Here is a 21,405-nt window from a genome sequence, read left to right as displayed (position 1 = left end):
AACGCCATTTGCAACATTACTCGATGGAAAACGTATTTGGGCTGAAAAGAATTTAGCTCAAATTTAACCTGACAGTCTTAAGCAAATATCGGTAACTGTCAGATTAGGTTTGAACTAGTACAAATTAAAGGTCTTTTACTATTGACAATAATTCTGATGCTATATCATCAATATCTCGCACTGATGAATTATGTACACATTCAACAATATGCCAATTAGCCTCAGTTTTAGCTAACTGTAAAAACTCCTCATATACTTTATGCAAATAGTCTTTATTTTCTTCATGTAAGTCTTTTTTCTTATCTGTGTAAGTGCGCTTTTCTTTAAGTTCAACAAGTTTATCACTAAAATATGGAGGAACATTTAAAAAGATATTAGTTGTAGGTTTTGGCAAACCATATATTTTATATTCTAGTTCAGATAACCATGAAATGAATTCAGTTTTCTCTTGATCATCAGAAAATTTTGCTGATTGATGAGCAATATTCGACGGAGTATATCTATCACAAATTAAAAAATCATTTTTTTCCAATAGGTTAAGAATTTTTTCTTTAGACTCAAAGCGATCACCCGCATAAAGCATGGATGCAAGTTTAGGGTGAATTTGATTTAGTCCACCGAACTGACCATTTAAGTAATTAGCAACTTCCTTTCCAAAAAAATTGGCTTGGTATTGGGGAAAAGAGATAGTCTCAACTGAAAAATTGTTCTCTCTCAAACTATTAACTAGTCGTTGAGTCTGAGTATTTTTACCACTGCCATCAATGCCTTCAATAGAAATTAGTTTACCCATAAATACTTTCAATCAAACTTTTTCAATAGAGTGTAGTGTAATGCCAATTTGATTTAAAGTCTTTTGAACTTCTTTAGCTATTGGTTCAAAAATTACCAAACAGTCATTTACTTCACAATTTATTGTACGTAAATCTTCGACTAAATTTGTAACTTTTCGACCTCCAGTTGTACTGTCGTCTACAATTAATGCTTTTTTCTTTTGAGAAAGTACTTCTCGCGAAGCAACATCGAATTTTGAGTAAATATAAAACTCATTATCGTTATCACATGTAAATTTTTCTTGTGAATCGACATGGAAAACACAGGGAACTTTTAAAAGTTTTGCTAGTTCATAACCTAAAATAGGTGTTCCATTTTTTGGAGTGATAATAAAGTCAAATGTTAAAGAGGGGTGTTGACTAAGGTAGCTACTTAGCATTTTTGCCATTAATTCACTTTTATTGGGATCCGTACTTGCAGACATTAGATCAATAAATTGTGGTAGCAAAACTGTTTGTCTTTTGCCTACTCTGAAGATGCGCTCTCTTTTACCAAAGATGAATTTTTTTGGGGTTTTATAAGTATAAAGGCTTATTAAATGTGAGACAGTTTGATGTAATGAAATTGATTTATTATGAAAAACATCTTTGATTCCTGATCTTGTTCTAGAAAAATTCTCTTCACGAAAATTTATACCCATTTCCTCAAGAAGGAGTTTTTGGCTAATGAGTCGCTTTTTTGCTAATTTTTCAGAAATAAAATTAGGTAAAAAACCACAAGCTTCTAGAACAAACACAATAGTACTTATCATTAAGATACCTAATACTATTGTATTTCCATACTGATCTACAAAAGACTTTAATATTTCCATAATATTAGTTAAACCAATTACTTAAAACTCGCTTATAAAGATCTTCATTAATATTTAATTGTTCAAGATTGTCTTTGATAATTTTATTTCTTAAATCTTGAGGGTAATACAAAGCATCTTTGAGATTTGTTTCTATCAGTCTTACTAATTGATAAGTCTGTTGAAGTGGCTGTAAAGCAGAACCATCTAAGGAAATTTCAGGATGTACAAATAAAGTAATCAGTTCAGAAGTACTATCACCTATTTTAAATTTATATTCAAAAAAATTAGGATTTTCAATAAAATCAATATCTACATAACCATAAATTTTTAGTAAATCTAGGATTACTTTTTGAGGATCCTCTGATTTTGATATGTAATCTTGCAAAGTTTTGTTGTCTTCAAGTAAATACAAGTTCGACTTGATTGTACTTATCAAATGATCAGCCATTTGTAAACTTCTCCAAAACTCAATTGCTTCGATACTATTGTGATACGTTCCTAAGTGTAGTTCAAATAGCTTGTTAAAAATAGTCTTTTCATCGTTAGACTCAACGGCAAAAAGATCCTCAGAGGGAATAGGGGCTTTTTTATGATCTATTAACTTATGATCATAGATAAACATGGAACCAACAATTGTTTGTATTTTATGCATCTTTATGTATTTAGCATAAATTTCTATATCCTTTATTGTGATGTTTGGCAATATAGGCTTTAAGTAAAGACAGACAGGAATTCGGGTTTGTCTACTTTCCTTAAAAATACTGAATCTTTTATATGGATCTGAGGTTGATTTTTCCCATATTTTATACTCTGAAATTGTTGTTGATGAGATAAAAATCGTCAATTGTCCTTTCCAGATAATATCCTTGTTTAGTTGAATAAGTTCTTCTTTAGAAATAATTCTTTTTGTAGCAAGTTGTATCGGATTTCCTAAAGTCATTAGAGATTTAATTAACTCTATAGTCGTACTTTTATTGTGTCTACTCCAGCATTCTGAGTAACACCCAATAGACAATATCGTTCCAAATTTACCTGTGATAAATTGAGGGTGATTGATTAACTCTTTTATAGCTTGATCAAAACTTATGGAGAGTCTGGGACGGTTGCCGATTGGAAAGCTTTGAGAAGGAAGGTAGCAGAATTTACATTTAGAATCGCATCCTAATGCTGTATTGATGAAAATCCGTTCTCTACTACCGTCAACAAACATACGACTCTCTTTGGATAATAAAAAAGAGTAGATAAATCTACTCTTTTTCAATAGCTTGGATTTTAAATTTTACTATAAATTAGCAATCTGCTCCATATTCGCTTTAATCTTCGCTAATTGGTCAGCAAACTCAGCCAGTTTCACTTTCTCACCTTCAACTACAGCCGCAGGTGCTTTCGCCACAAAACCTTCATTCGAAAGTTTGCCTGCAATGACGTCATGCTGCTTTTGCACTTTGTCTAAGTCTTTCTGCAAACGACCCAATTCCGCTTTCGGGTCAATTAAGCCCTTCATTGGAACGAATACAGACACGTGACCTACAACAGATGAAGAAGACAATGGCGGTTGCTCGCCATCAGCCAAGAACGTAATGCTTTCTACTTTTGCCAATGCTTTAAACAATGCTTCAATACGTGTGATCTGTGCTTTCTCAGCTTCAGTCGTGTTTTGTAGCAAGACTGGTAATAAACGCGCATTACCTAAGCCCATCTCACCACGGATGTTACGTACCGCACCAATCAAACCTTGAAGCCATTGCATATCGGCTTCAGCCTGTTCATTTACACGCTCAGGATTGGCAACAGGGTACTGCGCCAACATAATGGTTTCGCCAGAAATACCGAGTTTCGGTGCAAGCGTCTGCCAAATTTCTTCAGTCAAATACGGCATAAGCGGATGCGCAAGACGTAAAGATGCTTCCATTACTGCAAGGAGTACACGACGAACTTCGGCTTTACGCTCAACCGATACGTTTTCATCATTCAGAACAGGTTTTGTCAGTTCGACATACCAGTCACAGTATTCATTCCAAATGAACTCGTAAATTGCTTGTGCAGCCAAGTCTAAACGATAAGTCGCGAAAGCTTGTTGTACCGCAGCTTCTGCTTTTTGCAAACGGCTCACGATCCACTGTTCAGGCAATTCCCAAAGGTCTTGACGAACTTCAGTACCAATCACTTGCTCTTCACAGTTCATCATCACGAAACGGGTTGCGTTCCAGATTTTGTTGGCAAAGTTACGGTAGCCTTCAACACGCTTCATGTCGAACTTAATGTCACGACCGGTGTTGGCAAGTGCACAGAACGTGAAACGAACTGCATCTGTACCATAGGCTTGAATGCCTTCTGGGAACTCTTTACGGGTTGATTTTTCAATCTTCGCCGCTTGTTTCGGGTTCATCAGACCTGTAGTACGTTTTTGTACCAAAGTCTCAAGGTCAACACCGTCAATCAAATCTAACGGATCAAGCACGTTGCCCTTAGATTTCGACATTTTTTGACCTTCGCCATCACGAACTAAACCGTGAACATAGACCGTTTTAAACGGTACTTGTGGCGTACCATCTTCATTCTTCATGAAGTGCATCGTAAACATAATCATACGAGCAACCCAGAAGAAGATGATGTCAAAACCAGTGACTAACACATCAGTTGGGTGGAAGGTATTGAGGAAATAGTTTTCCGCATCTTTCTTGGCATCGCCCGTCCAACCAAGGGTTGAGAACGTCCAAAGCGCAGAAGAGAACCATGTGTCGAGTACGTCTTCGTCTTGGCTAAGCGCAACATCAGCAGGGATGTTGTTTTTGGCACGGACTTCAGCTTCGTCACGACCCACATAGATGTTACCTTCAGCATCGTACCAAGCTGGAATACGGTGACCCCACCAAAGCTGACGAGAGATACACCAGTCTTGGATGTTGTTCATCCACGCCATGTACATGTTGCTGTACTGTTCAGGCACGAACTTGATGCGACCGTCTTGAACCGCTTCAATGGCAGGTTGCGCCAATGGTGCAATTTTTACATACCATTGATCCGTCAATAATGGCTCAACGATCACACCTGAACGGTCACCGCGAGGTGGTTTCAAGGTGTACGGTTGGATTTGGTTTAACCAGCCTTCAGCATCAGCTTGTTCAACCAATTTTTTACGTGCTGCAAAACGCTCTAAACCAATATAGTCCGCAGGGGCAGGGATGGTTTTAGAAATTTGCTCACCCGCTTTCGCGATGTATTCAAATTCAGCCAATACTTCTGCATTTTTATTGAAGATATTGATGATTGGCAATTCACAACGCTTACCGACTTCATAGTCGTTAAAGTCGTGCGCAGGGGTGATTTTCACACAGCCTGTACCGAATTCTTTATCTACATATTCATCTTTAACGATAGGAACAGCACGACCTGTAATTGGCAGGATTATGTTCTGACCAACGAGGTGCGTATAGCGCTCATCATCCAGTGCCACAGCAACAGCGGTATCACCGAGCAAGGTTTCAGGACGTGTGGTCGCGACAACGATATGGTCTTTACCATCATGGGTACGGAGGTTTTTATCTTCAAAGAAATATTTGAAGTGCCACAGTGAACCTGCTTCTTCTTTATCCGACTCAACTTCAAGGTCAGAAAGGGCAGTTTGTAGCTTCGGATCCCAGTTTACCAAACGTTTGCCACGGTAAATCAAACCGTCTTCGTGCAGTTTAACGAACACTTCCTTTACAGCATTGGATAAACCTTCATCCATCGTAAAGCGTTCACGCGACCAATCGACTGATGAACCTAAACGACGGATTTGACGGGTGATGGTGTCGCCTGATTGCTCTTTCCATTCCCAGATTTTTTCGATGAATTTTTCACGGCCTAAGTCATGACGGCTGACACCTTGTGCACCCAACTGACGCTCAACTACCATTTGCGTGGCAATACCCGCATGGTCTGTACCCGGTTGCCATAAGGTGTTTTTACCTGACATACGGTTGTAGCGGGTTAACGCATCCATAATGGCATTGTTAAAACCATGACCCATGTGCAAGCTACCGGTGACGTTTGGCGGCGGAATCATGATACAAAATGACTCACCTTTTTCAGAGGGCTTGAAATAGCCACGTTCTTCCCAAGTTTGGTACCATTTTTTCTCGATCTCGGTCGGATCGTAAGTTGTAGCGATATTTTGCGCTGAATCAGTCATAGTTCAAACAGTTCAAAAGTAGATAAAAAATTGCATCTATTGTAGCAAAGAAATCGCAAATGGGGGCATGTAAAGCAAATGCGTTGATCTAGCAATTGCGACATGATGCAGAGCGCTTTATGATGTGTCTAAACCTAGAGTGCGCTTTGTTCGCAGTAAAAATCAAAAAAAGGGGGGATCACTATGACTTATCAAATATCATTAAAATTAAAACCTGAAACTCACCAACGCTTTGCCCACATTCATCAACAGCTTAATGCAGGCGAAAGCCAAAGCCTTGCCAAACCTTTGGGTGAGGTTTTAGCGGATATTTCATGTGAAGTGATTGATCAAGTCTTTGGTGATCTTGCACGCTTGTCTACCTCAGGCGATGGGGAGTCTGAGAAAATTATTCAGCATATTGTGGACACTATGCGTAAGTACATGCCGTGGTCCGTGTCGTTTTTTTCAAATGACCGTCTAATTCCAATGGTGAATTATCTAGAGCAAATGATGTATGACACCGAGAGCATGCATTTTTTAAGCTACCCAGTCGAAAAAACCTTAGTTACCGAACTTTTGGGTTGTGCGGAACAGATGGAAAAGGGTAATAACAGTTATGTTGCTCCAGCTTTGAAGGTGTTTACACAAATTGTCGATCAAGGGGTGACCAGTTTGGTTCGTGAACCCAAAAAAATGCTTAAATTTAATCTGGTGGTCGATAAAACACTGAATGGGGTGATTAACTTGACGACCCAGTTGGGCTATAAACGTTTTGATAAGTTAGGGCGTATCTATGATGCGCAGATGATGAGTCAATATTTTGATCATTTCCTGACTTTTTTAAATGATCAATCTGCAAATAAAACTTCGGTATGAGGCAATAAGGACATGGCACAGTTAAACAGTTTAGACGCTAAAGTGGTATGGATTACAGGGGCATCTTCAGGCTTAGGTGAAGCACTAGCCAAAGAGTGTGCTTTACAAGGGGCAGAGGTCGTACTCACGGCAAGACGTTTTGATGAGCTTGAAAAAGTTCGTGTCGGGCTGATGAATCCGGATCAACATATTTCCATTTGTGCCGACATCACCGACGAAGCTCAAGTCAGTCATGCCTATGAGCAAGTACTACAGAAAAAAGGTCGAATTGATTGGCTGATTAATAATGCGGGTTTAAGCCAACGTGCCTTGATTGCTGATACCAGCATGCAGACTGAACGTGCGATTATGGAAGTGGATTATTTCTCACAAGTGTTTTTAACCAAAACCGTTCTGCCGACATTTTTAGCGCAAAAATCTGGCCGTATTGCTTTTGTTTCGAGTGTTGCGGGGTTGTTGGGGACGCAGTACCGTGCCAGCTATTCAGCAGCCAAGGCTGCCATTCATATGTGGGCAAATAGCCTGCGTGCCGAAGTGGCCAATGAGGGTGTGGATGTATCGGTAATTTTCCCGGGCTTTGTTAAAACCAATGTCTCGTTTAATGCTTTAAATGGCGAGGGTAAACCACAGGGTCATCAAGACGAAGCGATTGAAAATGGTTTAGAACCCGATATTTTTGCGCAAACGGTGGTGAGTGCTTTGCTCAAAGGTGAAGAATACATCGTAGTCGGTGGACGTAAGGAGAAAATGGGGGTTCTGGTGTCTCGTTTATCGCCTACAACGTTGTATAAAATGATTCGTAAGATGAAAGTGAAGTAAATTGAAAAAGGCAGGAGGAAAGTCACTTCCACCTGCTTTTTTGGGGGATGTTGTTCCCATATTCCCTATACTTTGATAGAGGGGATAGAGTTGTACTACTTACTGATTTTATTTAAATAGTTTAAGAACAATTCCGCATTTTTCCCACGCACTTGCCAAGACATACAACGCACACCGCCGCCCATATGACAGACATTAGAAGACTGTACTGGAACAACAGTGCGTTTGGTTACGCTACGAATTTGCTGTAACGCGACAGCATCTTCTTTAATCCCAAATTGCGGGAAGTAAATCCGTTCAGGCGTGACCAGCATGTTGGTGTATAAACCACATGCAGAACCAAATTTTTCATCGTAGATTTCGCTGCCATCATAAGGGGTGATGATTTCGCGAATTTTAATATTGGGAATGCCGCGCTTTAAATCTGCTTTGAGTTGCTTGGCATAGTCGGGATCTTCAGGGTAAGAGTTAATCACCAATGTATTTTGGTCGACAAAGCTTACTACGCCATCGGCATGTTCCAAGCCCCCTTGTTCATCGGCTTCAATAAACGCAATCTGCTTTGCACCTGTTAGAGCCATGAGTTTTTTACGCGCTTCGCTTTCGGTGAGCTTGTTATCCGCTAGAAATTTGGTGCTGAGGACGACATTGCCATAACCATCTTCCACCCAGTTTCCGCCATCATTCAATAGTTTGCTTTGCGTAAACTGTAAGCCAGCCTTTTGGCTGTAGTATTTAAACTCGTCTTGTACTTCATCTGAAATGGCCTGACCTTTTTTAGCGCCACCTTGTCCTGCCGCCGTGTAGCGGAACATGACGGGTTGAGCTGGATTAGCGCTGGTGAAGTCGCGCATCCAAATGTCATGCATCGGTGCGATGGCCACATGCTTTTTGCCCAAGGCTTTGACATAGTCGGGGTAGAGGCCTTTGTCCGTCAGAACAACGACATTGTCTCCATTTTTAATAATTTTTTTTGCATAATCGACGTGAAAATCAAAAATATCATCAATCATTTTTGCATAGTACGCATCATTACTTTGAGGCGATGCCAGTACAATTAATTCAGCTTTGGCTACAAGTGGAATCATGCTGAGTACAGCCATACTTATTTTCATTGCTAAAGATTTCATTATCTGTGACCTATTTACAGTGTAGGTAATGTCCATTTTTATTGTGTTCAGTGTAGAGAATTATGCTCTAGTGAGCAATCTACCGTCCGAATAATGTACGATAGAAGGTGAGCGAGCATGAGCTACTTTGAACGCTCATGCTGTTTGAGTTTAGTGAATGGATAATTGGTCAATAGTGGCTGTTTGAGGACTTTGAATGGCAGTCCCATAAGCAAAGACTTCGACCATACCGCCTTGCATGCCCATTTCTGTGGTCGCCAGTCGCATACAAGCAATATGCGTTGCACCGTGCTTTTCCGCTTCAAGTTTGAGTCGGACGATGGCTTCACGACGGGCACGATCGACAACACTTTCATAGCTGGTGAGTCTACCCCCAAAAAAGTTTTGCACGGTCGCCAATACATATTTGAAATAATCATGAGAAATCACAACATTGCTACTGATCATGTGCCCAGACTGTTCGAAGCTTACTTTGCGTAAATTACCCACGGTAATGTAGGCAAGACGCTTCTCATTTTGTTCAAGCTCCGCCAAATGTTTACGTTCATTGTAGCGACCAAAGCCAAAACCGACGCTAAAGAGCACCGCAAAGATCAGCAGTTGGAAAACTAAACTTTCCATTGCTTAGGCCTGTGTTGGAAATGGATCGGGGAGATGGTTGTCTAACGGTGTGACACGGACTGCAGTGCCATAAACAAATAACTCAGATGCACCTTGGGCAATATTTGAGGTTGAAAAACGAATACCTACAATGGCATTGGCCCCTAAGCCTTGTGCTTTTGCAATCATACGATTCATGGCTTCTTGGCGTGATTCTTCTAAAAGCTCGGTATAGGCAGTGAGTTCACCACCGACAATATTTTTTAACCCTGCCAAAAAGTCGCGCCCGACATGTTTACTTCGAACCGTACTGCCATAGACCACATCCAGTTGTTGAGAAATGGTATGTCCAGGAACAGACTCAAGGTTACTTAAAAGCATAATGTTCAATATTCAAATGATTTGATTATCTTTGAAGATAGGAAAAAGCCCAGCAAAAAGCAATAAAAAAGCCCACCGAAGTGAGCTTTTGATGTTGCAAAGCTTAGTTTGCTGTTTTGTTGTATTTCACATCTGAAGATGAAGGTTGTTTCACCACTTGATCCGTCGTGTTGGCTTTTACGCCGCCACCGAGGGTTTTATACACTTCAACTTGATTGTTTAAGTTTGCTTGTTCAAGCAATAACAACCCTTGTTCCGCCGAGTACGATGTACGCTGTGCATCAAGTACAGTCAGGTAGTTATCAATACCTGCACGGAAGCGAGCAGTTGAAAGCTTATAAGTGGTGTTGGTTGCATCTACCAAACGACGTTGCGCTGCTAGACGGTCACCAATATTTTCACGTACTGCCAAGGCATCATTCACTTCGCGGAAAGCGGTTTGAATGGTTTTTTCATAATCTGACAATGCAATTTTTTGGTCAGTTTCTGAAATTTTCACATTGGCACGACGTGTGCCCCAGTCAAAGATTGGAATATCCAAGCTTGGGCCAAGTGACCATACAAAGGCACCTGATTTAAACAAATCGCTTAAATCTGTCGATGCATAACCGGCTGTACCCGTTAAGCTGATGGTTGGGTATAACTGTGCTTTTGCTGCACCAATGTTGGCACCCGCAGCAGATAATTGATATTCCGCAGCACGGACATCAGGACGGTTATTCAACAAGTCGCTTGGCAAGCCCGCTGTCAACGCCGTACTTTGGGTAATGCGTTTCACAGGTTGAGGAGACAATAAGTTTGCAGGAACAGGCTGACCCACCAACAGGTTGAGTAAGTTCTGTGCTTGTGCAAGTTGAGTTTTGTAGTTCGCAACGTCATTACGTGCGGTTTCAACCGAAATTTGCGCTTGACGTACAGGGACTTCGCTGTCGATACCCACATCAAAACGTTTTTTGTTCAGATTGTATGATTCAAGCTGTGCTTTTAAGGTTTGGTCTGCCAGTTTTAAGTTGGCATTGGCAAACGAATAGCTCAGCCATGCTTGTGCAACCTGACCAATCAACGAAATTTGTGTTGCATCACGTGCACTTTGAGTCGCTAAATAGCTGTCTAAAGCATTGTCTTTTAAGCTACGAACACGACCCCAAAAGTCTAACTCATACGCAGTTACGCCAAGGCCAACATTATATGTTGTCATGGGTTTGTTGCTGCTGAGTGTATCTTGGCGAAGCACACTACCACTTGCACCAATGGTTGGCAGTTGGTTGTTTTCGCTAATTTGATACGCTTGCTGAGCACGTTGAATATTTAAAGTCGCCGTACGGAGGTCACGGTTATTGGCTAGTGCTAACTCGATGACTTGGACTAAACGCTGATCAGCAAAAAAGTCTTTATAGCCTTGTTCTGCAACAGATGGACCTGTCGTTGAACCAATATATCCTGTTGGGATATCCGCTTGAGCGACGGGTTCTGGACCACGCATGCTTTGACATGCAGTCAAAGCAAGCGCAAGTGCAGATACCGCAATGCTACGACCTGAAATAGACCATACTTTTTGCATCACGATGTTTGCTCCTGATTATTTTGTTTCTTAGGTTTGTATTTGAAAATACTACGAATCCAAACAAAGAATACTGGAATGAAGAAAATACCCAACAGTGTAGAACTAATTACACCACCAAGGACACCAAAGCCTACCGAGTGTTGACTCCCTGCACCCGCACCTGTTGAAAGGGCAAGCGGAAGGACACCAAAACCGAATGCAAGGGTGGTCATGATAATTGGGCGTAAACGCATTTTTGCAGCATGAAGGGTTGCATCAAACAAGTCTTCGCCTTGTTCTTGCAACTCTTTTGCAAACTCTACGATCAAGATCGCATTTTTCGCAGAAAGACCAATCACGGCAACAATCGCAACTTGGAAGTAGATGTTAAACGATAAGTTTGGATCGCCCTTAATGATCATACCTAACCATGTCAATGCAAATGCACCAAGAATACCGAGTGGTACAACTAGTAATACTGAAACAGGGATAGACCAGCTTTCATACAATGCGGCAAGACATAAGAAGACGATGAGCATAGAAAGAACAAGCAGCGGACCTGTTTGATTGCCCGAATCACGTTCTTCTAAAGATAAACCTGTCCATTCATAGTCGAAACCTTGTAAGCCCATAGACGGTAACTTGCCAATAATTTCTTCCATCGCGAGCATCGCATCACCCGAACTTACGCCCGGTGCTGGAGTACCTTGGATGTTTACAGAAGATACACCGTTATAACGCTCTAGACGTGGTGAACCATAAGTCCATTCGCCTGTTGCAAATGCTGAGAAAGGAACCATCGTGCCACTACTATTACGCACATACCACTTGTTCAAGTCTTCAGGCATCATACGTGTATTCGCTTCACCTTGGACATATACCTTTTTCACACGGCCACGGTCAACGAAGTCATTGATATAGGTACCACCCCAAGCCATGCTCATGGTTGTATTGATATCCGCAATGCTAACACCCATTGCACCCGCTTGCGCTTGATCAATATTGATTTGGTACTGAGGTGTATCTTCTTGACCATTAGGACGGACGCCTGCAAGACGTTTGTCTTGTGCAGCCATACCTAAAATAGCATTACGTGCAGCAATCAATTTCTCATGACCTTGACCACTTGCATCTTTCAACTGGATGTCAAAACCAGCCGACACACCTAACTCAGGCATTGCAGGTAACTGTAATGGCATGATGTAAGACGCATCTTTAATCATGTTCAATGACATGCCGCGTTGAATGATGGCACCAATTTGCGACTCAGGTGTCGTACGCTCACTCCAGTCCTTCAGTTTAATAAAGGCAAGACCTGCGTTTTGACCGACACCTGTAAATGAGAAGCCAGAAACTGTAAAGATCGACTCTACATGCTCTTTTTCTTTATTCAGGAAGTAATCCGTCATGCTAGACACGACTTTGTCTGTACGTTCAAGGCTTGCACTTGGAGGAAGCTGAACTAAAGTCATGACCACGCCTTGGTCTTCATCTGGTAAGAATGAAGAAGGTAAGGCTTTATACAGACCGAATAAACCTGCAAGCACCAGTAGATAAACCACACCAGAGAATATTTTATGGTGCGTCATGCGGTTGACACCGCTTTGGTATTTCACGGCAACTTTTTCAAAGCTACTGTTAAACCAACGGAAGAATCGCGCAAAAATATTATTACTTTCTGGCTTGTTTGCATCATGTTGTTTTAACAAGGTTGCACACAGGGCAGGGGTGAAGGTTAATGCCACGATCAGTGACAAAATCATTGCGGTAACAAGCGTAATCGAGAACTGACGGTAAATAACACCTGTTGTCCCCGCAAAGAATGCCATCGGTACGAATACTGCGGTTAACACACTGGTAATACCGACCAAGGCACCAGAAATCTGTTGCATTGATTTTTCGGTCGCAGCCACAGGGTCGAGGTGTTCTTCTTGCATGACACGTTCGACGTTTTCCACCACAACAATCGCATCATCGACCAGCAGACCAATGGCCAAGACCATCGCAAACATGGTGAGCGTGTTGATTGAGAAACCGAAAATGTTAATGACAGCAAATGTACCCAAGACAACCACTGGAACAGCCAATGTTGGAATAACCGTGGCACGCCAGTTCTGTAAGAATAAGAACATGACTATGAACACCAACACGATAGCTTCAATTAATGTGTGTACAACACTTTCAATCGACAGCTTAATAAATGGTGTGGTGTCATAAGCCAGTTGATCTTTTAAACCATCTGGGTAGTTTTTGCGTAGTTCATTTAAACGCTCTTCAACGGCAGCAGCAGTATCTAGTGCGTTGGCACCTGTTGCCAGCTTAATTGCAACACCGCCAGCAGCTTTACCATTAAATTTAGAGTCAAATTGATAGTTATCTGAACCGAGTTCAACACGCGCAACATCACCCAAGCGAACTTGAGCACCTGAAGCCGTATTTTTTAGAAAAATATTTCTAAATTGTTCAGGGGTTTGCAACATGCTTTGAGCATTCACTGTTGCGTTCAGCACTTGACCTTGCACAGATGGTGCACCGCCTAACTGACCTACCGCCACTTGCGAGTTTTGCGCATTAATCGCAGCTGCAATATCAGTGGGTGTCACTTGTAGGCTGGTCATTTTGGCAGGATCTAGCCAAATACGCATTGCGTACGAACCACCAAAGACTTGAAGTTCACCCACACCCGCAACACGGCTAAGCGGTTCAGAGATGTTTGAGTTTACATAGTCTTTAATGTCAGACGCAGATAGGCTTCCATCTGGAGAGTAAAATGCAAGAACCTGCATAAAGCTCGCACCAGACTTGGTGACTTTTACACCTTGACGTTGTACATCTTCAGGTAAAAGCGCCGTTGCCGATTGCAGTTTGTTCTGTACTTGAACTTGAGCAATATCAGGATCGATGCCTTGTTCAAAGTTCAAGTTAATAGACGCTTGACCATTACCCGCACTGTTTGAAGAGATATAACGTAGACCATCCAGACCATTCATTTGTTGTTCAATGATCTGAGTGACCGTGTTTTCAACAGTCTGTGCAGAAGCACCCGGATAAGTTGCAGAGATCGTCACCGTGGGCGGTGCAATCGTCGGATATTGGGCAACTGGCATTTTTGTCAGCGTGAGAATACCCGCCAACATAATCACCAGTGCAATCACCCACGCAAAAATGGGGCGATGAATAAAAAATTGAGCCATTCAGTCTACCCCTTATGCGTTTGAAGTAGCTTTTTGTTCAGTTTTCGCACCAGCTTCTGTCTTTTTAGCATCCGTTGTTGGAGCTTGAGGTGCTGCTGCTTTAGGTTGATACGGTTTCGCAACAACTTTCTGTTCAGCTTTAACTTTTGCTATTCCGTCAACAATAACTTTTTCACCTGTTTTAAGGCCTTCAGTCACAATCCAGTCTTGGCCTTGAATACCAACTGTAGTGATTTGACGAGGCTCTACTACGCCTTTGTCATTCACAATCATTGCCATCGCTTGACCTGTTGGTGTACGAGTCACTGCAATTTGCGGCACTAACATCGCATTCGGGATTACGCCTTGAACGATTTGTGCATTGGCAAACATACCAGGAAGCAACAAGTGATTCGGGTTCGGGAACACCGCACGAATCGTTACAGTCCCTGTATCTGGGTTGACACTGGCATCAGAGAACGCTAAGCGGCCTTCGATTGGATAGTCACTGCCATCTTCAAGTTTTAGTTTCACACGCGTGTTGTTACTGCTGTCTAAGCTACCTTTACTCAATTGTTGACGTAAACGAAGAAGTTCAGAACTCGATTGGTTGATATCAACATAGATTGGGTCTAAACGTTGAATCGTCACCAATGGTTCTGTTTGGTTTGCAGTCACCAAAGCACCGGCAGTAACTGTAGAGCGGTTGGTTTGACCTGAAATTGGTGAGCGGATGGTTGAATAACCTAAGTCCACTTCAGCATTTTTAACTTGAGCACGTGCTGCTGCCACTTGTGCTTCAGCGACATTTACTTGACCCACTAAGTCGTCATAGTCTTGTTTCGCAACAGCGTTGCTTGAAACCAGTTGCTGATAACGATTCAGTTTGGTTCTGAGTGTGCTTAAATTCGCTTCTTGTTGTAATAATGCTGCTTTGGCATTATCAAATGTTGCGCGGTTGGTACGAGAATCAAGTTCATAAAGTGCCTGACCTTCACGTACATAACTGCCTTCCGCAAACAAACGTTTTAGAATGATTCCACTCGTTTGTGGGCGAACTTCAGAGATTTCAAATGCCGTGGTTCTGCCAGATAACTCTACAGATTGTTCTACATTTTGCGGTTGTGCAACAATGACACCGACTTCAGTAGGTGGCATTTGTTGAGAAGCGCCAGCTTGCTGCGCATCCTTTGGATCTTTGCTACAACCAACAAGTGCAATACTCGTTGCTAATGCGCAAGCGGTAAGGGCTGGGGCCCAAAGCTTTGCCGACATCATTGTTCCACCTCGATTAGATTCTTATCTAAAAATAATTTGTATTTAATTGGGTATATCTGCCACACAAGATGTAAAGCAGTGAAATCCAGATAATACTAATGCTCCAACCTGCGAGAACGTCGGATGGGAAATGTACTCCAAGATAGACTCTTGAAATTCCCATCATTAGCATCCATAAAAGAGCAATGCATACAACATAACGATGTGCAGGAAATGGTCGACTTAAGAAAATGGCAAGACACGCCAAAGTGGCAGCATACATACTGTGCGCACTCGGAAAGGAAGCACCATAGCTCGTCACTAGGTGAAACATTTCTGGTGGGCGTGGTCTTGAAATTAGAAATTTAAGTAGCCAAGCAGAAGCAATACTTCCAACAACGCCTAAACCAATAAAAACAACATCTCTATACTTTTTATACCATGCACGATGGAAACACCATAGAGTGGTTAGAAATAATACAAACGGCATGCCACCGAGTGCCGATAAAAGTATTGCAAGTTTATCTATAGGCTCAGTTCTTAATGTGCTGAAATATTCGACCATCGCCAGATCTAAAGCGGTGAGTGGTTGAATGCTTAGAGCTAATGCACTGATTATAAATAAAATAATACCGATAAAAAGCAACAAGTAAGGCATGCTGGAACTCGTGTCATTTCAACCGATTTAAGCGCGGTTATTTACTGGGTTAAAGTGTACTCATCAGTACACTTTAATTCAAGTGTTGATTAATCATGTATAAAATTTTGTTCACAGTGTAACAAGAGCTCAAAATCGCTACAAAATCATTTTGTATGGTGTTTTGTATTGTTCGAACTTTCATCAACTTCAAGAGGTACTTTGGGTGGCCAAAAAAAGTCACTTGGTCGCGTTAGAAAATGGGTTAAAACCAATTTTGCTAACGGTTTCCACTGTTCAAAACGTACCCGGCGTGCGCGTAAAGCCACAATAATCGTGAGGGTAAAACTGACAAATAAGTTCGTCAAACCAATAGCGAGCACCCCGAGGAAAGATACAATAATCAAGCCAATCTCAGGACTACCATTAATATTCATCAGGCCTTGAATGAAGTTTGCTGAAGCAAAGGCAATATGGCGAATATCTAGGGGTAAACCCAAAATATAACCAATGGTTCCCATACTTCCTAACATAATCCCGAACAGAAAATTACCCGCCAACGCACCTAAGTTGCGTTCTATATAGCCTGCAAATTTGTCGAGTCGTTCTTGTCCCATGATGGTTTTGAGGCGAGGGTGTGCTTTTAAGCGTGGGCCAACTTTGCGATAAACCGCCATATTGTCAAAATAACCCGCCAAAAGTCCCGATAAAAACAAGCAGACACCCGCAATCGCGGCGTGCGGAATGGCCAAAGAGGTAAAAGGGTTTAAGTCATGTAAGACTTTCGCCGCTTTTGCATGGTTAAGTAGCGGTTCATGCATGCCAGTTGCCCATGCCCATGTAATAAAGGCGGCAACAGGGATGGCAATTGAGATATTGCCCAAAATAGCAATAAATTGGGTGCGAATAATATTAATAATCAGCGCTGCTAATTCAGCAATTTGCGCTGTTTTTGAACCTTTGCGCTGTTGTACGGTTGCCGCGAGTGCCGCCGCTGTCATTGCTGGTTGCTTGGTTGCCACGGTAAAGTGCAACACATGAATCAGCATAAACCCCAATGAGTAGTTCATGCTGTAAACAAAGGCTTGCATGAGCGGCGCCATGATCATCCGTGCTGACAAGATTTTCAGAGTCGCCATGGTTGCAATGATAACACCCGCACCCGCTGCGGATTTATACATGGCTAAAAAGCCTTGTTTGTCTGTACTTACATAGTGTTCGCCCGTTTTACTGGCATTTTCAGTCACCTGTAAAGCAATCAATTCACTATTGGTCGTCAGTAAAGAGCGCACACTCCGTTCACTATAAATCGCAGCCGTAATGTCGACTAAGAGCAGACTCACCGCTTCATAGTGTGCTTCGCCTTCTTCTACAATTAAATTGAGCAACAGTTCGACGCGGTCTAAGCATTGCTCAAGTAAGGAAATCAGATAGGTTAAACTGACACTGACCCCAATACGCTTGGTCGCACGGCGAATTTTTAATACCACATCACGACACTGCTCAATCATGACCAGTGCTTGAGAGGCATCGGGTGGGGCAACCACACTAGAGGTTTCTGCTTCTTGATGTGCCTTTTTATACTGTTGAATGAATTCAACAATTTCGCGGTTCTGCACTAAAAAAGGCGACTCATATTCGGTCAGTTCAGGCTGCGCATTAATAAACTCTGGATATAAACCAATACCACTAATCCGATAAGACAACACCGTAATGGCTTTAATCACTTCACTGCGAATTTTGACTTTTTCTTTTTGATTGGCATGCCCGTGATTGAGCAGGTTCAGTAGTTGTAGCCAGTCACTGTCCCGGATGTTATCGAGCCAATATTTATCACTTCGGTTGGGGAAAACGCGACGGACTAAATCTTGTAGTTGAGTTTCGTCATTAATCAGTGGGAGAAAATGTGCCCCTAAACGCTGCGACAATTGGTTCCAAAACCCATCTAAAGACAAGATACCTGTGTCGGCATAAAGACTGGTTTGTTTATATTGGGAAATAAGCCGCAGCACAAAGCTTTGTAAGGTCGATGCGGCATCGGGTGTGATGAGTAATGCTTGAATGAACGCTTGAAATTTGTGATGGATTTCATCGGTTTGATACGCATCTATTGGACGAATACGCTCCACCAACTCAATTAAAAGTTGATCATTTAAAACAGCTTGAGGTTGCTCAAGCTGTTGCTGCATTTGAGAAAACAGATCATTAAATTTTATATGCATAGGCAAGTTAAAAACATTTTAAAGCATCATTTGTTATTGAATTCGATGTAAAGCCAGTTGGGTTAAATTGACCAGTGCTTGACGATATTGGCTGTCAGGTAAAGCCTGTAAGGCTTGAAGTGCGGCTTCGGTTTCTTCATGCGCCCGTTGTCGACAGTAATCGAGTGCGCCAGAACTGTTTACGATAGCAATGACTTGATCAAGATCTGCCGTTCCACCTGTCGCAATACTTCGACGAACAATGTCATGTTCTTCACCCGTTGTATTTTTCAATGCTGAGATTAACGGCAAAGTCGGTTTGCCTTCCATTAAATCATCGCCAATATTTTTACCTAATGTTTCCGCATCTGAGGTGTAATCCAAAATATCATCAATGATTTGAAAGGCATTGCCAAAGTGGCCTGCAAATAAACGCAGCGGTTCACGGTACTGCGGTGTCCCAGAGAGAATGGCAGCACCTTCAGTTGCTAGTTCAAATAAACGTGAGGTTTTACCGTGAATAATATCTAAATAAGTTTGTTCTGTGGTTTCAGGTTGGTGCTGTGCTTGAAGTTGTAGCACTTCACCTTCGGCAATTTCACAAGTACCTGTAGAAAAATCTTTGAGTAAGGTCATATCGCCAAGATCGACTAACAAATCAAAGGCACGTGAAATTAGAAAGTCACCCACCAGTACTGCGGTCTGATTGTTCCAAGTCGCGTTGGCCGTTGGGCGACCACGACGTAAGCCAGATTCATCGACCACATCATCATGGACTAAGGTTGCGGTATGCAGCATTTCAATGATTGCAGCAAGTTTACGTTGGTGTTCTAGGTCTTCTGCACCACAGGCTTTGGCAGCCAATAAACACATAATGGGACGCATGCGTTTACCACCTGCTTCAACCACATGTTTACTCACCGCCATGACCAATGCCACTTTAGAGGTAATGCCTTCATTAATAAATGTGTCCATCGTGGCAAAGTCTTGAGCTACAGGGGCGAGAATATCTTGCTTAAAATCGATGGTCATTTGAAGAGCGGCCTCATCTATATAAAGTGATAAAAATCAGCATTACCAGTATTGTGTAAATAGGAATACATGTCTAAATGATTCATTTCAATCATAAATAAGACTCGCTAGTGTGCGAGACTGTATTTTACGAAGACAGTTCCTTACTTCCCCAATGTATAAGCGTACTGCATTTGTAGGCTTATTTACATTTTAAAAATCAATTCATCTATACTATAGCGGATTGATTTTAAAAATCTATTTCATTGTAAGCAAAGTCAAGCAAGAGTTGAACTGTAATTTGTTGATTGAGTTTTTCTCGATTATTAAATAATCGTTAATTTAGTCTAATAAGTTCGGCAAATCTCTTGTTGTTTGAGTCAATATCACTTAAAATCCTTGCCCTTGATTAACCCCAGTGGCGTTCGTATTAAGATCGATATCTTCCTTTATCGGCACGACGACACGGGCATGTTTGGAGTACATTATGTACGCAGTAATCCAAAGCGGTGGTAAACAGCACCGTGTTGTAGAGGGTGAAACCCTTAAAGTTGAATTGTTGAAAGCTGAAACTGGCGCAACTATTACGTTTGATGACGTATTAATGCTAGTAAATGGTGACAGCATTCAAATCGGTGCTCCAGTTGTTGCTGGCGCTACTGTAACTGCTGAAGTAGTTAGCCATGGTCGTCACGACAAAATCCGTATTGTAAAAATGCGTCGTCGTAAACACTACCGTAAACAACAAGGTCACCGTCAATGGTTCACTGAGTTGAAAATTACAGCTATTTCAGGCTAATCACGAGGAGTAATGAGACATGGCAACTAAAAAAGCCGGTGGTTCGACTAAGAACGGTCGTGATTCGAACCCTAAAATGCTTGGTGTTAAAATTTACGGTGGTCAATCTGTGACTGCTGGTAACATCATCGTTCGTCAACGTGGTACAGAATTCCACGCAGGTCAAAACGTTGGTATGGGCCGTGACCATACTTTGTTTGCAACCGCTGACGGCGTAGTAAAATTCGAAGTGAAAGGTCAGTTTGGCCGTCGCTACGTAACTGTTGAAGCGTAAGTTTTAATAGTAAGAAAAACCCACATTTTGTGGGTTTTTTTTCGTCTATTCATATTGTTAGCTTATTTTTCTTGTGTTTTTATATTTTGAAATAAAGCACCAAATACCAATAAATAGTGATGTGCATCACAAAAAAATAGGTGTGTAATAAAGAAACAAAATTAAAAGAAAGGCAGACGGATATGAATAAAATAGATACAAATGTCTTGGGCAATCCAAGCAACCAAGTAGCAGAAGTTCTTGGTCAAAAGTTAAAACAAGAGCAAAGTCATATCAGCGTTGCAGTCAAAAATGTAATTCAGCAGTACACACTTGAACCTAATCAATATGTTCGTATTGAAAAGTTTACTGCAAAAGTATTGTTACTTAGTGCCTTGATGATGACTGCAAATAGTGTTTGGGCAACCAATAATGATAAAGAAAGATGTGATGGGTGGGGTGCTACTTGGTATTGTCCAGGAACTCCAGGTCCTCAAGGGCCTACTGGTCCTGCTGGGGCAGATGGTGATAGTGCTTATCAGGTAGCTGTGAACAATGGTTTTATAGGTACTGAGGAGGCATGGTTAGAGAGTTTGCAAGGTGCAACTGGAGCGCAAGGTGAACAAGGCCTCCAAGGTGTGAAAGGCGATACTGGAGCGCAAGGTGAACAAGGTTTACAAGGTGTGAAAGGTGATACTGGGGCACAAGGTGAACAAGGTCTCCAAGGTGTGAAAGGCGATACTGGAGCACAAGGTGAACAAGGTCTCCAAGGTTTACAGGGTGAGCAAGGTATCCAAGGTGTAAAAGGTGATACTGGAGCGCAAGGTGAGCAAGGCCTCCAAGGTTTACAGGGCGAGCAAGGTGTAAAAGGTGATACTGGAGCACAAGGTGAACAGGGCCTTCAAGGTTTACAAGGTGAGCAAGGTATCCAAGGTGTAA

Annotated in this window: 18 protein-coding genes; 5 read left to right on the top strand and 13 right to left on the bottom strand. The window is 41.8% G+C overall.

What is annotated here, in order from left to right; all coding sequences use genetic code 11:
• Positions 1–124: 124 nt before the first annotated feature.
• The 4 genes from KVY11_RS14515 to KVY11_RS14500 all read right to left on the bottom strand — a co-directional run bounded on the left by KVY11_RS14515 (position 125) and on the right by KVY11_RS14500 (position 5,804).
• On the bottom strand, positions 125–793 hold the full coding sequence (locus tag KVY11_RS14515) for a hypothetical protein (RefSeq protein ID WP_218289336.1): 669 nt from the start codon (positions 791–793) through the stop codon (positions 125–127).
• Between the two features lie 12 nt (positions 794–805).
• Positions 806–1,645, bottom strand: coding sequence for a hypothetical protein (locus tag KVY11_RS14510; RefSeq protein WP_218289335.1), 840 nt, complete (start codon positions 1,643–1,645; stop codon positions 806–808).
• A gap of 4 nt (positions 1,646–1,649) precedes the next feature.
• The gene (locus KVY11_RS14505; protein WP_218289334.1) at positions 1,650–2,837 is read right to left on the bottom strand and encodes a hypothetical protein; all 1,188 of its coding nucleotides are present in this window, start codon (positions 2,835–2,837) and stop codon (positions 1,650–1,652) included.
• Positions 2,838–2,909: 72 nt separating this feature from the next.
• Complete coding sequence (locus KVY11_RS14500; protein WP_218289333.1) at positions 2,910–5,804, bottom strand: valine--tRNA ligase; 2,895 nt, start codon at positions 5,802–5,804, stop codon at positions 2,910–2,912.
• A 183-nt stretch (positions 5,805–5,987) separates the two neighbouring features.
• On the opposite strand from KVY11_RS14500, the gene KVY11_RS14495 reads away from it, so the two are divergent.
• On the top strand, positions 5,988–6,662 hold the full coding sequence (locus tag KVY11_RS14495) for a hypothetical protein (RefSeq protein WP_004982886.1): 675 nt from the start codon (positions 5,988–5,990) through the stop codon (positions 6,660–6,662).
• A gap of 12 nt (positions 6,663–6,674) precedes the next feature.
• Positions 6,675–7,481, top strand: a complete 807-nt coding sequence (locus KVY11_RS14490) for an SDR family NAD(P)-dependent oxidoreductase (protein ID WP_218289332.1) — start codon at positions 6,675–6,677, stop codon at positions 7,479–7,481.
• Positions 7,482–7,576: 95 nt separating this feature from the next.
• Here KVY11_RS14490 and KVY11_RS14485 read toward each other — a convergent pair whose 3' ends face one another.
• The 9 genes from KVY11_RS14485 to sdsA all read right to left on the bottom strand — a co-directional run bounded on the left by KVY11_RS14485 (position 7,577) and on the right by sdsA (position 19,435).
• On the bottom strand, positions 7,577–8,611 hold the full coding sequence (locus KVY11_RS14485) for an agmatine deiminase family protein (RefSeq protein WP_218289331.1): 1,035 nt from the start codon (positions 8,609–8,611) through the stop codon (positions 7,577–7,579).
• A 150-nt stretch (positions 8,612–8,761) separates the two neighbouring features.
• Positions 8,762–9,232, bottom strand: coding sequence for a YbjQ family protein (locus tag KVY11_RS14480; protein WP_218289330.1), 471 nt, complete (start codon positions 9,230–9,232; stop codon positions 8,762–8,764).
• Between the two features lie 3 nt (positions 9,233–9,235).
• Positions 9,236–9,592, bottom strand: a complete 357-nt coding sequence (locus KVY11_RS14475; protein WP_010327337.1) for a YbjQ family protein — start codon at positions 9,590–9,592, stop codon at positions 9,236–9,238.
• Positions 9,593–9,695: 103 nt separating this feature from the next.
• Positions 9,696–11,153 carry a multidrug efflux RND transporter AdeIJK outer membrane channel subunit AdeK gene (gene adeK / locus KVY11_RS14470; protein WP_004695429.1) on the bottom strand — a complete coding sequence of 486 codons (1,458 nt, stop codon included), beginning with the start codon at positions 11,151–11,153 and terminating at the stop codon, positions 9,696–9,698.
• Positions 11,153–14,329, bottom strand: coding sequence for an efflux RND transporter permease subunit (locus KVY11_RS14465; RefSeq protein WP_218289329.1), 3,177 nt, complete (start codon positions 14,327–14,329; stop codon positions 11,153–11,155). Before KVY11_RS14465 ends, adeK begins: the two co-directional genes overlap by 1 nt.
• A gap of 12 nt (positions 14,330–14,341) precedes the next feature.
• On the bottom strand, positions 14,342–15,586 hold the full coding sequence (locus KVY11_RS14460) for an efflux RND transporter periplasmic adaptor subunit (RefSeq protein ID WP_087012681.1): 1,245 nt from the start codon (positions 15,584–15,586) through the stop codon (positions 14,342–14,344).
• Positions 15,587–15,611: 25 nt separating this feature from the next.
• Positions 15,612–16,223, bottom strand: coding sequence for a phosphatase PAP2 family protein (locus tag KVY11_RS14455; RefSeq protein ID WP_087012683.1), 612 nt, complete (start codon positions 16,221–16,223; stop codon positions 15,612–15,614).
• Positions 16,224–16,369: 146 nt separating this feature from the next.
• The gene (locus KVY11_RS14450) at positions 16,370–18,424 is read right to left on the bottom strand and encodes a site-specific recombinase (protein WP_218289328.1); all 2,055 of its coding nucleotides are present in this window, start codon (positions 18,422–18,424) and stop codon (positions 16,370–16,372) included.
• A gap of 33 nt (positions 18,425–18,457) precedes the next feature.
• A complete protein-coding gene (sdsA, locus tag KVY11_RS14445) occupies positions 18,458–19,435 on the bottom strand; it encodes an All-trans-nonaprenyl-diphosphate synthase (protein WP_218289327.1) in 978 nt (325 codons plus the stop codon).
• Between the two features lie 466 nt (positions 19,436–19,901).
• On the opposite strand from sdsA, the gene rplU reads away from it, so the two are divergent.
• The 3 genes from rplU to KVY11_RS16645 all read left to right on the top strand — a co-directional run.
• Complete coding sequence (gene rplU, locus KVY11_RS14440; protein WP_004695441.1) at positions 19,902–20,213, top strand: 50S ribosomal protein L21; 312 nt, start codon at positions 19,902–19,904, stop codon at positions 20,211–20,213.
• 19 nt (positions 20,214–20,232) lie between these two features.
• Complete coding sequence (rpmA, locus tag KVY11_RS14435) at positions 20,233–20,487, top strand: 50S ribosomal protein L27 (RefSeq protein WP_004695443.1); 255 nt, start codon at positions 20,233–20,235, stop codon at positions 20,485–20,487.
• Positions 20,488–20,669: 182 nt separating this feature from the next.
• Positions 20,670–21,405, top strand: a 736-nt coding sequence (locus KVY11_RS16645) for a collagen-like protein (RefSeq protein WP_256350794.1), incomplete at its 3' end; no start/stop codon positions are given.

Origin of the sequence: Acinetobacter sp. CWB-G5 (genome assembly GCF_019209785.1) — a bacterium.
Lineage (GTDB): Bacteria > Pseudomonadota > Gammaproteobacteria > Pseudomonadales > Moraxellaceae > Acinetobacter > Acinetobacter johnsonii.
Note: the sequence above shows the minus strand (reverse complement) of the source record. Positions and strands in the feature narration are given on the sequence as shown.

Excerpts from the sequence above, each read along its gene's own strand:
- KVY11_RS14515 (WP_218289336.1), bottom strand. The coding sequence starts at position 793 with ATGGGTAAACTAATTTCTATTGAAGGCATTGATGGCAGTGGTAAAAAT.
- KVY11_RS14510 (WP_218289335.1), bottom strand. The coding sequence starts at position 1,645 with ATGGAAATATTAAAGTCTTTTGTAGATCAGTATGGAAATACAATAGTA.
- KVY11_RS14505 (WP_218289334.1), bottom strand. The coding sequence starts at position 2,837 with ATGTTTGTTGACGGTAGTAGAGAACGGATTTTCATCAATACAGCATTA.
- KVY11_RS14500 (WP_218289333.1), bottom strand. The coding sequence starts at position 5,804 with ATGACTGATTCAGCGCAAAATATCGCTACAACTTACGATCCGACCGAG.
- KVY11_RS14495 (WP_004982886.1), top strand. The coding sequence starts at position 5,988 with ATGACTTATCAAATATCATTAAAATTAAAACCTGAAACTCACCAACGC.
- KVY11_RS14490 (WP_218289332.1), top strand. The coding sequence starts at position 6,675 with ATGGCACAGTTAAACAGTTTAGACGCTAAAGTGGTATGGATTACAGGG.
- KVY11_RS14485 (WP_218289331.1), bottom strand. The coding sequence starts at position 8,611 with ATGAAATCTTTAGCAATGAAAATAAGTATGGCTGTACTCAGCATGATT.
- KVY11_RS14480 (WP_218289330.1), bottom strand. The coding sequence starts at position 9,232 with ATGGAAAGTTTAGTTTTCCAACTGCTGATCTTTGCGGTGCTCTTTAGC.
- KVY11_RS14475 (WP_010327337.1), bottom strand. The coding sequence starts at position 9,592 with ATGCTTTTAAGTAACCTTGAGTCTGTTCCTGGACATACCATTTCTCAA.
- adeK (WP_004695429.1), bottom strand. The coding sequence starts at position 11,153 with ATGCAAAAAGTATGGTCTATTTCAGGTCGTAGCATTGCGGTATCTGCA.
- KVY11_RS14465 (WP_218289329.1), bottom strand. The coding sequence starts at position 14,329 with ATGGCTCAATTTTTTATTCATCGCCCCATTTTTGCGTGGGTGATTGCA.
- KVY11_RS14460 (WP_087012681.1), bottom strand. The coding sequence starts at position 15,586 with ATGATGTCGGCAAAGCTTTGGGCCCCAGCCCTTACCGCTTGCGCATTA.
- KVY11_RS14455 (WP_087012683.1), bottom strand. The coding sequence starts at position 16,223 with ATGCCTTACTTGTTGCTTTTTATCGGTATTATTTTATTTATAATCAGT.
- KVY11_RS14450 (WP_218289328.1), bottom strand. The coding sequence starts at position 18,424 with ATGCATATAAAATTTAATGATCTGTTTTCTCAAATGCAGCAACAGCTT.
- sdsA (WP_218289327.1), bottom strand. The coding sequence starts at position 19,435 with ATGACCATCGATTTTAAGCAAGATATTCTCGCCCCTGTAGCTCAAGAC.
- rplU (WP_004695441.1), top strand. The coding sequence starts at position 19,902 with ATGTACGCAGTAATCCAAAGCGGTGGTAAACAGCACCGTGTTGTAGAG.
- rpmA (WP_004695443.1), top strand. The coding sequence starts at position 20,233 with ATGGCAACTAAAAAAGCCGGTGGTTCGACTAAGAACGGTCGTGATTCG.